This window comes from Nostoc sp. (genome assembly GCF_036917815.1).
Lineage (GTDB): Bacteria > Cyanobacteriota > Cyanobacteriia > Cyanobacteriales > Nostocaceae > Nostoc.
Genome location: NZ_JBALEK010000103.1, coordinates 1 through 14,346, shown reverse-complemented (window position 1 = coordinate 14,346; position 14,346 = coordinate 1). Strand labels below are relative to the sequence as shown.

The window sequence follows — 14,346 nt, the reverse complement described above, 5'->3', positions numbered from 1 at the left end:
CTAAAATCTAAAATCTAAAATTCCCCAATGTCTTTTAATATCTCAGCCTGGTCGATTAAAAAACCTGTTCCGACAATAGTTTTATTTTTAATTTTAACTGTGGTGGGTTGGTTTTCCTTTATGTCCTTGGGGATTGATACTAATCCAAATATTGATGTGCCAACAGTTTCGATCAAAGTCACTCAACCCGGTGCAAGCCCAGCAGAATTAGAATCCCAAGTGACGAAAAAAATTGAAGATGCCGTCGCGGGGTTGGGCAATATCGATTATATGATTTCCAGCGTCAGCGATGGGAGTTCTAACACCACAATCAATTTTGTTTTGGGTACAAATACCGATCGCGCCACTAATGATGTTCGGAATGCGATCGCTCAAATTCGCCAAGACTTACCCCAAGATATCAACGATCCAATTGTGAAGCGCGTAGAATTTGCCGGCGGTCCGGTGATTACTTACGCAGTTAAATCAGATCAGCGTTCCGTAGAAGAATTAAGCAACCTCGTAGATCAAACCATTAGCCGCGCCTTATTGGGAGTTCCTGGTGTCGCCCAAGTTCAGCGTGTGGGTGGGGTTGACCGAGAAATTCGCATTAACCTTAACCCCGATCGCTTACAATCTCTAGCGATCACCGCCACCCAGGTAAACGACCAAATCCGCGCTTTGAATATTAACTTACCTGGCGGACGTGCCGAAGTTGGTGGTAGCGAACAAAGTATCCGCACTTTAGGAAGTGCCACCAGTGTAGATATTTTGAAAACCTACGAAATCCTCTTACCACAAGGTGGTTCCGTACCCTTATCCAGTTTGGGAACCGTAGAAGATAAATTTGGCGACGTGCGCCAAGCCGCCCGTTTGAATAATCAACCCGTGGTAGCTTTCCAGGTGTTACGTAGTACTGGCAGCGTTCTAGTGACAGTGGAACAAGGAGTGAAAGCAGCAATCAAAGAACTGGAAAAAACACTTCCCTCAGATATCAAGCTAGATTTAATTTTTACTAGAGCCGATATTATCCGCCAATCCTACCAAACCACCATTGATGAATTAATTCAAGCTTCGCTGCTGGCGGTCATCGTTATTTTAGTGTTTTTGCGGGACTGGCGAGCAACATTAATTACGGCTGTTACCTTGCCCCTATCAATAATTCCTACCTTCGCAGTCCAGCAGGCACTTGGTTACACCCTCAACAACATGACTTTGTTGGCATTAGCGCTGGCGGTGGGCAACTTGGTAGATGATGCCGTTGTGGAAATAGAAAATATGGAACGCCATATCGCTATGGGCAAGTCAGCTTGGGAAGCTGCTTTTGAATCTTCCGACGAAGTAGGATTAGCGGTAATCGCAAGTTCAGCAACGATTATTGCGGTGTTTCTGCCTGTTGCCTTTATGGGTGGCATTCCGGGGCAATTTTTCCAACCATTTGGTGTTACGGTTGCCGTTTCCACAATTTTTTCAACTCTTGTAGCGCGGATGGTTACGCCGATGATGGGGGCGTATCTCTTAAAGAAGGAGGGGAGTAGGGAGTTGGGAGTTAGGACTAGGGGATACGTAAAATTCTTTAATTTCAAATTTACACTTCCAGGTAGTAAGACACTCATAACTGAAAAGCCTCGGCGTTTTCAACCTTATAGATCGCTGCTAGAGTGGGCGCTACGCCATCGATTGACAACAATAGCGATCGCCTTAGCTTTCTTTATTGCGAGTATGATGCTGGTGCCGTTGATTCCCAAGGGTTTCGTTGACGATGGCGACTTTGGATTATCCGACGTATCTATAGAACTATCTCCTGGTTCCACATTGGCAGACGTTAACAAGGTAGTCACACAAGCAACTGACATCATCCGCCAAAACCCAGTAGTTGAGAGGGTACTAGCCACAGAAGAGATCAATTCTGCAACCCTTGCCATTAATCTCAAACCCAGAGAAGAACGAAATATTTCCCAAAAACAGTTTGAAGAACAAATACGCCCTTCCTTTGAACAAATACCAGGAGCTAGAATTAGTTTCCAAAGTCAGTCACCAGGTGACAGTCGTAAAGCTTTATCAATTGTCCTCAGAAGTGAAAATCCCGAAGCATTAAATCAAGCTGCTGATGCCCTAGAAAAGCAGATGCGATCTATAGCTGGATTGGTAGAAGTGTCTTCCACTGCGAGTTTGGTGAAACCAGAAATTTTGGTAATTCCTAACCCACAGAGGGCAGCAGATTTGGGGGTGACAGTGCAAGCGATCGCCCGGACTGCTTCTCTTGGCACCATTGGCGATAATGATGCAAACTTGGCAAAATTTAATTTAAGCGATCGGCAAATCCCCATTCGTGTGCAAATCGACCCGAAAGCGCGTGCTGACATCAACACCATCAAAAATCTGCAAGTTCCTAGTCAAAATGGCAGATTAATTCCCCTTGTAGCAGTGGCAGATATTCGCTTTGGTAGTGGTCTTGCTACCATCAACCGTTACGATCGCGCCCGTCAAGTTGCCGTAGAAGGCAACTTACAAGGGATTTCTTTGGGAGAAGCAGTCGAGAGAATCAACAAACTACCTGTAATGCAAAACTTACCGCCAGGAGTAGTACAGCAACCTTCAGGGAGTGCCAAAATTATGCAAGACATTTTCGGTCGCTTTGGTGGTGCATTAGGACTGGCATTAATGTGTATCTATGCGATTCTAGTGCTGCTGTATAACAACTTTCTCCATCCATTATCGATTATGGCAGCCTTACCCTTTTGTTTAGGCGGTGCATTGGTAGCGTTGATGCTTGCCCAAAAACCCTTAGGACTTTATGCCTTGATTGGCATCGTATTGCTGTTAGGGATTGTCACCAAAAACTCGATTTTGTTAGTTGACTATACAATCATCAACATGCAGTCAGGTAAAACCCAGCGTCAGGCACTTGTAGAATCGGGTGTTTCACGTCTGCGCCCGATTATGATGACATCTTTGGCAACGATCGCCGGTATTCTGCCCCTAGCATTAGGAATTGGCGCAGGTTCTGAAGTTCGCCAACCAATGGGAATAGCCATTATGGGCGGTTTTACAACTTCCACCATGTTGACACTGGTGGTAGTGCCAGTAATATTTAGCTACATTGACAACTTCCAGAATTGGATTAAGGATAGATTGCGCTATGGCTTTGGTAAGAAACCATCGCGTTCATAATGCCCTTTAGGAGTTATGAGTTAGGAGTTCTGCCCCAATGCCCAAATTTGTGCGATCGCATTTACCAATGGGAATCATCACAAACAGATTCACCACAAATAAGTAATGGCTTACCAAAACATTACCGCCTCCCTTTCCCCGCTGACTTTTGACGTTATGTGGAAAAGCTAACGATTGACCTAATACCATTTCTTTGTGAGGCTGCGCCAAACCCTTTTAACTTCTTTCTTTCTTTCTTTGTGTCCAACTCTTACGAGACGCTGCGCGAATGCGTCCTTCTCCCTTGGCGTTAGCCTCTCCCTTTGGGAGAAGGGGAGACGCTAACGCGAATGCGGTTCGTTTTTCTTTCTTGTACTTACAGCAGTTTTCATGTATTTGAACCACATCTATCGTAGGGGCACAGCAATGCTGTGCCCCTACCGCGTGGTCTATTTACCTGAAAATAGCTGTAAATATGGTTTAGCGCATCTTCATACAGAATTGGTATAACCCCCAACTCGTCGCGGGAAGGTGGAAAATTCAAAGTCTCTCTCCTTAAAGGAAGAGAGAAATAGAAGAGAGGTTTTCCAGATCCCGTGAAAAGTCTGCTTTCCCCAGCAGATATCCAAGAAATCAAAGCAGCCTTTGCGACTTGGTTGCTAAAAAACCTTTGTAATTTGGCGTGAGATTATTATCTGTTTAAATGGGAATAATATAAAAGTTAAGCTAATCGTCATTGATCTTTCCAGACTTATTCCCTTGTAGGAAGCGGCTCTGACATTGGTTTTATGCAACCTAAATGCTATGAAAGCTTATTGGTCAAAAATAATATAGAAATTTTACTTAATTTCTGGGTGCAAACATGATAATTAAAACACTCGCTACAGCTAAACATACTCCGATGAAGTCGTAGCGATCTGGAGTTACCCCGTCTACCTTCCAACCCCAAAGCATTGCCATTGCGATAAACACACCGCCGTAAGCCGCATACACTCTGCCAAAATTTGCCGGTTGGAGAGTTGCAATAATCCCATAGAAAGCTAAAGCAATTCCCCCCAATATGCCCCACCAGAAAGGCTTACCTTCGCGCAACCACAACCAGATCAAGTAGCCACCCCCAATTTCAAATAAACCAGCCCACAAAAAATACAGCAATGACTTAATCATTTGACCAATTCTTGAATAAATGGAACTCAGTGAAATTACGCTAACACTTTTAACTAAACTATTGTCATTAATTAAAGTAAGTTTGTTGACCAAGTTGGGTACTAGGGATTGGGGACTGGGGACTGAGAAATGGGTACTAAGGAATGGGAAGAAACAAAAGACTTTTTTTTATAATCCCTAATCCCTAATCCCAATACTTAATCCCTAATCCCTAATCCCTAATCCCAATACTTAATCCCTAATCCCTAATCCCTAATCGCCAATCCCCAATCCCCAATCCCCAATCCCTAATCCCCACTCCCCAATCCCCAGAATTAGATAAGGCTCACGGATGAAAGCACCATTACCTGATAACGAAGCACAGAGAATTGAGACGCTTTTGGAGTATAAGATTCTTGATACGCCATCTGAAGCCGCCTTTGATGACCTCACCCGTTTAGCCTCGTATATTTGTCAGACTCCTATTGCCTTAATTAGCTTAATTGATGCAAATCGCCAGTGGTTCAAGTCAAAAGTCGGTTTGGATACCCCAGAAACACATCGAGATTTGGCATTTTGTGCCCATGCTATTGTACAGCCTGATGTTTTTGTTGTGCCTGACGCAACAGATGACGAAAGGTTCGTTGCCAACCCACTGGTAACATCTGATCCAAATATTCGGTTTTATGCTGGTGTACCTCTGACTAACCCTGAAGGATACGCACTAGGAACCCTCTGTGTGATTGACTACGTACCACGAGAACTTACTCCAGAACAACTGGAGGCGTTGCGAACTTTGGGTCGTCAAGTTATGAAGCAACTGGAATTACGCCGAAATTTAGTAAGTTTGGTACTTGTTACCAAGAAAGGCAAACGGGCGCAGAAGGTACACAAGCAATTTTTCAAAAAGATTGCAGCAGGTTTTGGTTTAGCGTCAGCAATTTTAATTCTGATTGGCGTGGTTGCCTATCAAAATACAAGAGTATCTACTAATAATCAGAGTGTAGTTAAAAATTCTTATAAAAAAATCAACAGTCTAAACGAACTACTGTCTCAGATCAAAGATGCCGAAACTGGACAAAGTAGTTATATCCTTACTGGAGAAAAAAGTTATCTAAAACCTTATCAATCAGCACTTGAAAACGTTAATCAAGAAATTGCCAAGCTGAAGAATTTAACGGCAGATCAACCGAAGGAAGGACAGCAAATTGCAACGGTTGAATCTTTGATAACGGCTAAACTTAGGCAACAACAACAGACTATCGACTTGCGCCAAAACAAGGGATTAGAGGCGGCGTTGCAAGTACTACTGAGAAATAATCAAGAAAATCTCATGGATGATATCGGCAAGATGATCAATGGGGTCAAAAATGAGGAAAGGGGGCGACTTCAGCAACAGTCACAAGCAAAAACAGCTAGGATTCGCAACACAATTTTGACACTGGCGATCGCTATCAGCCTAAGTTTGATGGTTCTGGCTGTAATCTACTACTTGATCTATCGTGAGGTGACTGAGCGGAAAAAAACAGAAGAAACCTTAAATCAAGAACGGAATTTTATCTCAGCAATCCTTGATACAGTCGGGATGTTGGTAATAGTCCTGGATTCTCAAGGGCAAATTGTTCGTTTCAATCAAGCTTGTGAGCAAATAACAGGTTACTCCTTCGATGAGGTGAGGGGTAGGTATCTCTGGAATTTATTTCTGGTTCCTGAAGAGTTGGAGTCAGTCAAAGCAGTTTTTGAGCAACTGCTAACGGGTAGAGGCTTTCTGGAGTACGAAAACTATTGGGTAATGAAGGATGGCAGTCGGCGACTGATTAGCTGGTCGAATACCTTCTTAAAAGACTATGAAGGATCAGTGGAATACATTGTTAGCACTGGCATTGACATCACTGCTCGCAAACGATCTGAACGGCTTCTGACTGCACAATATGCTGCAACCCGCGTCTTAGCAGAGTCCGCCACCATCAGCGAAGCTACTTGCCAAATCCTCCAAGGGATCTGTGAGAGTTTGGAATGGGATTTGGGTGAAATTTGGATGGTCGATCAGCAAGCAAATCTACTGCGTTTTCTCGATATGTGGCATAAAGCATCCCTTGATTTGCAAGAATTTGAAGCACTGAATCGGCAAACCACCTTTCCACCAGGAATTGGATTACCTGGCGGTGTTTGGGCGAGTTCTGAACCTGTTTGGATCGCTGATGTCGTTAAAGAACTCAGTTTCTCTCGCTTCAAAATCAGCAATCAAGTAGAACTACACGGAGCCTTCGGTTTTCCGATCCGCATCAGTCACAAAATCCTCGGTGTCATTACCTGCTTCAACCGTGAAATCCAGCCACCTGACCAAGATTTGCTAAAAACAATGAATTTCATCGGTGAGCAAGTGGGGCAATTTATCCAGCGTAAACAGGCTGAAGAAGAAATACAACGCCAAAACTTGCGATCGCAACTCTTTACCGAAATCACCCTCAAGATTCGCCAGTCTTTGGAAATTGAAGAAATTCTCAAAATCACTGTTGAGGAGGTACAAAAGATTCTCCAGACTGACCGAGTTTTGATCTATCAGCTTTTCCCAGATGAGTCTGCACCCACCGTTATTGAAGCAGTAGTTTCTGGCTTACTACCAATCAAAGACCAAAACATCACCACCCTCTACTTACAAGGGGAATATTTACAACAATACTATTTACAGCAGTATCGTCAAGGAGAGATTTTCGGGCTGGCTAATTTGCACCTGCCAGAAATTGAACAAAACCATCTGGAGTTAATGCAACAGTTTGGGGTGAAAGTCAATTTGGTTGTGCCCATTCTTGTCAAAGAAGAAGTTCGCGGTTTGCTGATAGTTCATCAGTGTGACGATTCTCACCACTGGAGTAGTTTTGAAACTCATCTCTTGCGGCAAATAGCCGACCAAGTAGGTATTGCCTTAGCCCAAGCCCAACTATTAGCAGCAGAAACTCGTCAGCGACAAGAACTTGAAATTGCCCGTCGCCAAGCCGAATTAGCTTCTCAGACGAAAAGTGCGTTTTTGGCAAATATCAGTCATGAAATTCGCACTCCGATGAATGCTGTGTTGGGAATGACCAGTCTGGTGTTAGATACTTCCTTAGATGCAGAACAGCGAGATTTTATTGAAACAATTCGGATTAGTGGAGATGCCCTTTTAACTTTAATCAACGAGATTTTGGATCTTTCCAAACTAGAGGCTGGAGAGATGGCTCTCGAAACTCTAGATTTTAACCTATCGACTTGTATAGAAGAAGTGGTGGAATTATTGGCTCCCTCTGCCCATAACAAGGGATTAGAAATTGCGGCACTAATCGATCACAATGTCCCTACCCAGCTTAAAGGAGATACTGGTAGACTGCGGCAAATTCTCATGAACTTAATCAGCAACGCCATCAAGTTCACTAGCGCCGGCGAAGTATTAGTGCAAGCCGAATTGCGTTCCCTTTCCTCCACTACAGCCACCATCCATTTTGCCATCACAGATACAGGTGTTGGCATTAGTCCTGAAGACCAACGCAAAATCTTTACACCATTTACCCAAGTGGATGCTTCTACCACTCGTAAATATGGTGGTACCGGTTTGGGATTAGCCATCTGTAAACAACTTGTAACCTTGATGGGAGGAGTGATTGGGGTAGAAAGTCAGGTAGAAAAAGGATCTAATTTTTGGTTTGAGGTGCTTTTTACGAAGCAAGTTGAGCCGATTTTGCCAAAATCCGATGGCTTGTCTGCGACACCCGATGCCAACGCCAAGAGCGATCGCGGACTATTGCGCGATCGCCGCTTATTAGTAGTGGATAACAACGCGACTAATTACAAAATTATCTCCTATCAAGCTACTCATTGGGGAATGCAGGTAGATCAAGCTGACAGTATTACTGCGGCGCTCAAAGTGATTCAGCAAGCTGATGAGCAGGGGAAATCGTATCATGTCGCCTTGGTTAATATGCAAATACCCCAAACTTATGGCATGACAATCAAAGAACAAATTCAAGCCAATTCTGCAATTACTGAGATCCCTTTGATTATGCTCGCCTCTACTAATCAACGGGATGAAGTGCAGCAGGCGCTCAAAATCGGATTCGCTGCTTATTTGGTCAAACCCATTAAGCCATCACGACTCCTCGATACCATCATGACTATTTTAGAAACTCAGCCGGAATCAGAACAAGGGGCAAGAGTCCACAGGCTACAGACTACTGAAGAAATCCACAGTACAGAAACTTCAGGCATTCTTACTTCCTCTTCCCCTAACCCTTCTACTAAATCCAAGTTAAGAATTCTGCTAGCTGAAGATAATTTGGTGAATCAGAAAGTAGCCTTAAAGCAACTCCAGAGTTTGGGTTACAAAGCCGATGTCGTTGCCAATGGAAAAGAAGTTTTGCAGCTATTAGAAAAAATTCCTTACGATTTGATTCTAATGGATTGCCAAATGCCAATTCTTGACGGTTTGGAAACCACAAAAGAAATTCATCGTTGGCAAGAGGGTGCTTTTGCTCTACGTCGTCGTCCTGTGGTGATTGCAATGACGGCTAATGTGATGAAAGAAGACGAACAAATGTGTCTCAATGCCGGAATGGACGACTATCTGAGTAAGCCAGTGTTTAAAGAAAAATTGGCTGCGACTCTAGAACATTGGACAGGTGTGATCGCTTCACAACAAGAGGCAACTGTGTATAAACAGACAGTTTACAACGACCTAGCAATCGATTGGGAACACTTGCATCGGATATCAGGAAATGATGAAGAATTTGAATTAAATCTATTGCAAGTATGCGTCGAAGATATTAAACCCCGTTTAGAAAAAATTAACGCAGCGATCGCATCTTATGACTTTGGGCAAATAGCGCGAGAAGCTCATCACCTTAAAGGTGCTAGTGCCAATATTGGAGCCACAGCTATGTACCTAGCAGCTGACAAACTAGAACAATTAGCTTTTCATCAAGAGCGTAGAGGTATGAATAACTCAGTTTCAGAATTAGAAGAATTTGTCAACCGCATTCAAGACTTTTTAATCAAAAATAAAGTCCTAAATCACACCTTATTTCATGTTCAGTAAATTACCTTTGATTCCCGAAGAATCGCAAAGAGCTTGCAGGCAGGGATTGAGTGTCGGCTGTTCTCTCGTTCATCTACTCTGCATGGTAAATAAAAAAGCCTTCAACTAAAAGCTGAAGGCTTTGATTTAATTAAGGTGCATCTACTATTAATTAATCCGCTTTATTCATTGCTATATCCGGGTAAATTAGACTTCTGATAAAATTTATTTTTTACCAACTAAAAAACAATAGTAGCGATAAAAAAAGCCCCCAACTAAAAGCTGAGGGCTGTGATTTAATTAAGGTGCATCTACTATTTATATATCCGCCTTAGTTATTGTTGCATCAGGAAGAATTAAAAAAAGAATGGATGGCTGTGGGATTGATTTTTTATAAGTAAGTCGGCATAATAAAAGCAACCTGTGTAAAGAAAAGTATAGCGTTTCCTAATCATAGAAGGTACATCTTAGCCCCCTCTCGAAGAGCGGGGAGGGGGTTGGGGGTGGGGTTCTTGTACCTCACTAAACCGAGAACCGCTATAAACAAGGCTCAAACCCTTTTTCCCCCTGCTCCCTACCTGATCCCAACGATAATTATTTACGCCGATCTACTTATCCCACCTTAGTACTATTAGAGCCTGCGGTATTTAACTAGGTAATCATTGACCAACTTCACAGTAATTTTACAAATGTCCCGAATTTCCTTTGGATAGACAAAGTTTCTGTTAATATCTCTCATGGGATATCCGCAATAGTACGAATTTAGTTTATTAGTTGGGTATATGACTATGAACGTTAGATGCACCCAACTCGATGAAGCGATCGCAATTTCTATTAGCCCTTGGTAGTCTTAGTATTGTCGGGGGAAGCTTTTTTGTGAGAAAAAATTTTAGCAATACTAGCAAACCTGAAATAATAACTGATACATCACGCTACAAAGAAATTCGTAACCAACTATGGTCTGATAATGACCAAGTAAAACATTTTCCTAATGAGATTCCCACTGACGCCAAAGATGTTCGCATTGCTTACTCTCCCGAATTTTTGCAAGGAAGTAGTTTTTTTCAAATTAGGCTGAAAGAGCCACCAAGCAAGATAGAAAAATTACTTTCACAATATAGAAGTAGTGCAAAGCACAAATATAGCGGTGGTAACACAAACGACCACATAAACCAACCTAACGGTGTACCGACAACTTTCTTCTATACCAGTGACTCTCATACAGAATCTTTTCCAGCTACTTATGAAATATTGGTATTAAATGCAGAGGACAAAGGTAGACCTGGCTTCAAGTGGAATCACGGAGATAGCTACGGCGTTGGTATTAATAGTTCAGCCTCAGAAATTATCTATTGGTCTGAAAAATGGTAATTAAAAATTCAAATTCATTTTGAATCGCCAATCGAAAGCCACGATAAACGGCCTCAGGTCAATAAGGCCGGAACCGGGATTGTGCTGACGAAAATCACCTCGAAGATGGTGGGTTGAAGGAGGCAGGAGGCAGAAGGAAGAAAATATATTTTTTGCTCTCTGCCAAACGGGTTTAGAGCAAGTAAATTTATTTATGAATAAAGGTAAAAAATGTATTTTGAGACGCGCAGCGCCAAAAATACAGCGTCCATTATAAATCCCCTAAATTTATGGGGATTACCTCCTGCCTCCTTAACCTTTTAGGTCTATCACCTTGGGTAGTTAAAACTTATAGCCATGATAGTTAAGATTTTAATGGTGCTTAAAAATTATCTGAATATGTATAATGCCAACTGCTTTAATTACTGGTGCATCTAGTGGTATTGGTAAAGCCTTTGCTCAGGAACTAGCTGCACGGAAGACAAATCTTGTACTCGTTGCTCGTTCCGAAGAGAAACTCAGCGAATTAGCTAAACAACTACAAGAACAACATAAAATTCAAGTAGATATTATAGTCAAAGACCTCACAGAACCTAATGCAGCTGCTGGTGTATTTGATGCCACTAAAGCAAAGGGATTAACCATAGATTTATTAATCAACAATGCTGGTTTTGGTTACTATGGCGACTTTGCTGAAGGGGATGGAGAAAGACAAATTAAAATTGTACAATTAAATGTTTTAGCATTGGTAGATTTAACCCATAAATTTCTACCCTTGATGCGGCAACGTCGTTCTGGAAGTATTATTAACGTATCCTCAATTACCGCATTTCAACCGATACCATACCTTTCTGTTTATGCTGCCAGTAAAGCTTTTATTCTCAGTTTCAGTGAAGCACTATGGGCAGAAAATCGTCAATATGGTGTCCGTATTTTAGTCACTTGTCCAGGGCCAATAGAAACAAACTTTTTTGCAGAGGCTAATTTTCCTCCAGCGCTGGCAAGCAATACAGATAAAGTCTATTCTTCTGAAAAAGTGGTTTGGGAATCTTTAGAGGCTTTAGAAAAAGGCTATCCAACTGTTATTAGTTCTGATACTAACACTCAAATTAGAAGCAAATTATCTCGGCTCGTACCGCGTAAACTTCTGCTGAATATGTTAGCAAAACACTTTAAAGCTTAAGTATATAGTTAGGTCCTAACTCCTCACTTATTATATATACCTGGTTAATTGAACTCGGTAACGGTCTTTTTTAGTAACGGCGATTTCCCCAACTTCTAAACGTCCTTTAGAGCGAATGGCGATTAAGTCGCCAGATTTCAGTTGAGAACTAGCTTGGGTAACTTCCTTCCAATTGACGCGGACATCACCAGCATCAATAAAATCAACCATTTTGCTGCGCGACATCCCAAAACCAGCAGATGCGATCGCATCTAATCGCAAAGAAGCCTCTACAGTAGTTAATTCTTTTTTCTTCGGTTCCCTAACCTTTAATTCAGTTACCTGAATCTGCTGAGTTTTCACAGGAACCGATCGCACCTGCTTAAGACTCATTTCCAGAAATTCCACTAACTCTGGGGCGACAATGGCCTGCGCCCCTCGTTCTCCCAAGACAATCAAATCTCCCGTCTTTTCACGAACAATTCCCGTCCCCAACATTGCGCCTAAAAAGTCGCGGTGAGAGGCGGTATCAAACAGGAAATTACCAGCAATTTCTACGGCTACAAGGCTGACTTGAGATTGATCTAAGGGGAGTTCGGAACGTGCGATCGCTATTCTTTGGCGTTCAGCTTGGGGATATCCGCCCCACGCCGTCAATTGCACTTCTGTTAATCGGTTAAACACCCGTTGAATTTCCACCAATTCTGGGGGAGATAGAAAATCTGTCAAAACCACTTCCCAAGTTTTGATGGCTTGCTCTGCTTGGTCGATTACACGAGCTATACTATCTCGATTTTCAACACCTTTTAAAAGTTCTTCTCGTGGTAACATTCTTAAAAATTATGAGTTATGAATTGAGAATTAAGCTGCTAAAACTATCTTGATTCTAGCTTTAATTCCCATTTCAGCAGGTTTTCAGCGATGCATACCAATCATCAGCAACCCATACCCCCAAGAGCCTTTGTATTTAGGATTTGTTTTTGTCACACAGGCTTGCGCCACTCCCAAGGAACATGGAAGCAACTCAAGTCGTTGTGTCATGATGTGTAAACTATGATTGATTCAATACACAGTATTTGTGTCAGCATAACCTTGGAGATTTTCTGGATCAAACTGACGTAATATTTTGGTTGCTTGGCGAGTGAGAGTTTCAGAACCTTGAACGGCAACTAAATATTTACCCGCATCTAAGCGGTTGCGATAAGGTAAAGCATCACCACCACCGACGACTAAACCAACTCCGCCACCGACAAACACACCACCCATAGCACCACTAGCAGCACCCAGCAGTCCGCCAACGATGTGATTGCCAACTTCACCCGCCCAGGCAAAAGTATCTAAATTAGTGATCAGGCTGAAGGTAAAACCTGCAAAAAAGCCAAAGGGGATCAGCCAGGTTGCCATCAGTTTTGCTTGCTTTTTAGCTTGGTCTTTGGGGTCAATTAAGCCAAACTCGTCAGCCGTTTTATACCCCCTACCCAGGATAGTACTGTTTATGCCTTCTTCTTCTAAAGCTAAGTAAGCAGCTTCGGCTTGAATGCGGTCTGGTAATACGGCAACAAGGTAATGCATGATTTAACAATTTGTCCAATAGAAGTTTTGCCTTAATTAACAGCGTATCAGTCCTGGTCGATTGAACCTCGCATTGGGCACGACCTGTTCAACTCAACTGCAAACTGCGTAGGCGTAGCCTGCCGCAGGCATTGCACCAGTTAAATCTACATCGGCTGATCACTTTAGGGAATCTAATGGCTCACAAAAATTGTTCACGCCTTGCTTGAGGACATATATCAAAACTGGTGTTGCCAAAATCTTAGGAAATGTTGGCGTTGTTTTTAGACGTTCCATCATCTTTTGAAGAGAAGTATTAAGCAAATCTTCCCGATATTCTTGTTCGCAAATGACCACACGCCATTTTCTCGCCAAGGCATCTAACCACTCGGAATTTGCTCTTTCTGGTTGTTGTCCGGCGCGGATAGCTAGCGTCATCGCTGCATCTTCTAAATCTCCATCACAGTCTTCAATCAAATCCAGCACTTCCATATCGCTGGGATCATCTGCTAATTGAGAGCGAAACTGTGCAATCTCTTGAGATGTTACTTTAGTCATGAGTGTTTGACAAGGCGAGCGAACACTCAGTTATGTTAGTCCAATTTTGACCCAAAAACTAGACGCAGAGCCAATGGCTTTAGCTAAAACAAAAAGAAGCCTCTCACCTACCCGTTCGCGGAGCGTCTCGTAGAGAAGGGAGGTGATGAGATTAATTTTTGGACGTTCTGTGTCCCATCCCTGAACAATATTTGATTTCAATCAGATGAGTGATGGGGAACAGGCGTAATGACAAAGCACAAAAATGGTTAAAAAAATTGACTTTGAGAAAAATTTTTAGCCTTAACCCAAGCGTATTGTCTCCTATTCATCTTCATCGTCATCCTCGGATTCATCTTCATCGTCATCCTCGGATTCATCTTCATCGTCATCCTCGGATTCATCTTCATCGTCATCCTCG

General features: G+C 42.5%; 10 protein-coding genes. 4 read left to right on the top strand and 6 right to left on the bottom strand.

What is annotated here, in order from left to right; genetic code table 11:
* Positions 1–27 precede the first annotated feature (27 nt).
* On the top strand, positions 28–3,153 hold the full coding sequence (locus V7K97_RS31700; protein WP_334804953.1) for an efflux RND transporter permease subunit: 3,126 nt from the start codon (positions 28–30) through the stop codon (positions 3,151–3,153).
* A 6-nt stretch (positions 3,154–3,159) separates the two neighbouring features.
* On the opposite strand, the gene V7K97_RS31695 is transcribed toward V7K97_RS31700, so the two are convergent.
* Positions 3,160–3,363 (bottom strand): hypothetical protein, encoded by a 204-nt coding sequence (locus tag V7K97_RS31695; RefSeq protein ID WP_334804951.1) that lies wholly within the window; start codon positions 3,361–3,363, stop codon positions 3,160–3,162.
* A gap of 612 nt (positions 3,364–3,975) precedes the next feature.
* Positions 3,976–4,299 carry a YnfA family protein gene (locus tag V7K97_RS31690; protein ID WP_334804950.1) on the bottom strand — a complete coding sequence of 108 codons (324 nt, stop codon included), beginning with the start codon at positions 4,297–4,299 and terminating at the stop codon, positions 3,976–3,978.
* A 331-nt stretch (positions 4,300–4,630) separates the two neighbouring features.
* Here V7K97_RS31690 and V7K97_RS31685 point away from each other — a divergent pair, with 331 nt between their 5' ends.
* The 3 genes from V7K97_RS31685 (at position 4,631) to V7K97_RS31675 (ending at position 11,858) form a co-directional block, all read left to right on the top strand.
* Positions 4,631–9,346, top strand: a complete 4,716-nt coding sequence (locus V7K97_RS31685; RefSeq protein ID WP_334804949.1) for a GAF domain-containing protein — start codon at positions 4,631–4,633, stop codon at positions 9,344–9,346.
* Between the two features lie 792 nt (positions 9,347–10,138).
* Positions 10,139–10,696: a hypothetical protein gene (locus tag V7K97_RS31680; protein ID WP_334804948.1), complete on the top strand. Its 558-nt coding sequence runs from the start codon at positions 10,139–10,141 to the stop codon at positions 10,694–10,696.
* 385 nt (positions 10,697–11,081) lie between these two features.
* On the top strand, positions 11,082–11,858 hold the full coding sequence (locus V7K97_RS31675) for an SDR family NAD(P)-dependent oxidoreductase (protein WP_334804947.1): 777 nt from the start codon (positions 11,082–11,084) through the stop codon (positions 11,856–11,858).
* Positions 11,859–11,888: 30 nt separating this feature from the next.
* Here the strand turns inward: V7K97_RS31675 and V7K97_RS31670 are convergent, their stop codons facing one another.
* From V7K97_RS31670 to V7K97_RS31655, 4 genes are all read right to left on the bottom strand, one after another.
* A complete protein-coding gene (locus V7K97_RS31670) occupies positions 11,889–12,668 on the bottom strand; it encodes a photosystem II S4 domain protein (RefSeq protein WP_334804946.1) in 780 nt (259 codons plus the stop codon).
* 84 nt (positions 12,669–12,752) lie between these two features.
* Positions 12,753–12,878, bottom strand: coding sequence for a hypothetical protein (locus V7K97_RS31665; RefSeq protein WP_334804945.1), 126 nt, complete (start codon positions 12,876–12,878; stop codon positions 12,753–12,755).
* Between the two features lie 21 nt (positions 12,879–12,899).
* The gene (locus V7K97_RS31660) at positions 12,900–13,409 is read right to left on the bottom strand and encodes a hypothetical protein (protein WP_334804944.1); all 510 of its coding nucleotides are present in this window, start codon (positions 13,407–13,409) and stop codon (positions 12,900–12,902) included.
* A 159-nt stretch (positions 13,410–13,568) separates the two neighbouring features.
* Positions 13,569–13,946, bottom strand: a complete 378-nt coding sequence (locus V7K97_RS31655; RefSeq protein ID WP_334804942.1) for a hypothetical protein — start codon at positions 13,944–13,946, stop codon at positions 13,569–13,571.
* Between the last annotated feature and the right edge of the window lie 400 nt (positions 13,947–14,346).

Excerpts from the sequence above, each read along its gene's own strand:
- V7K97_RS31700 (WP_334804953.1), top strand. The coding sequence starts at position 28 with ATGTCTTTTAATATCTCAGCCTGGTCGATTAAAAAACCTGTTCCGACA.
- V7K97_RS31690 (WP_334804950.1), bottom strand. The coding sequence starts at position 4,299 with ATGATTAAGTCATTGCTGTATTTTTTGTGGGCTGGTTTATTTGAAATT.
- V7K97_RS31685 (WP_334804949.1), top strand. The coding sequence starts at position 4,631 with ATGAAAGCACCATTACCTGATAACGAAGCACAGAGAATTGAGACGCTT.
- V7K97_RS31680 (WP_334804948.1), top strand. The coding sequence starts at position 10,139 with ATGAAGCGATCGCAATTTCTATTAGCCCTTGGTAGTCTTAGTATTGTC.
- V7K97_RS31675 (WP_334804947.1), top strand. The coding sequence starts at position 11,082 with ATGCCAACTGCTTTAATTACTGGTGCATCTAGTGGTATTGGTAAAGCC.
- V7K97_RS31670 (WP_334804946.1), bottom strand. The coding sequence starts at position 12,668 with ATGTTACCACGAGAAGAACTTTTAAAAGGTGTTGAAAATCGAGATAGT.
- V7K97_RS31665 (WP_334804945.1), bottom strand. The coding sequence starts at position 12,878 with ATGACACAACGACTTGAGTTGCTTCCATGTTCCTTGGGAGTGGCGCAA.
- V7K97_RS31660 (WP_334804944.1), bottom strand. The coding sequence starts at position 13,409 with ATGCATTACCTTGTTGCCGTATTACCAGACCGCATTCAAGCCGAAGCT.
- V7K97_RS31655 (WP_334804942.1), bottom strand. The coding sequence starts at position 13,946 with ATGACTAAAGTAACATCTCAAGAGATTGCACAGTTTCGCTCTCAATTA.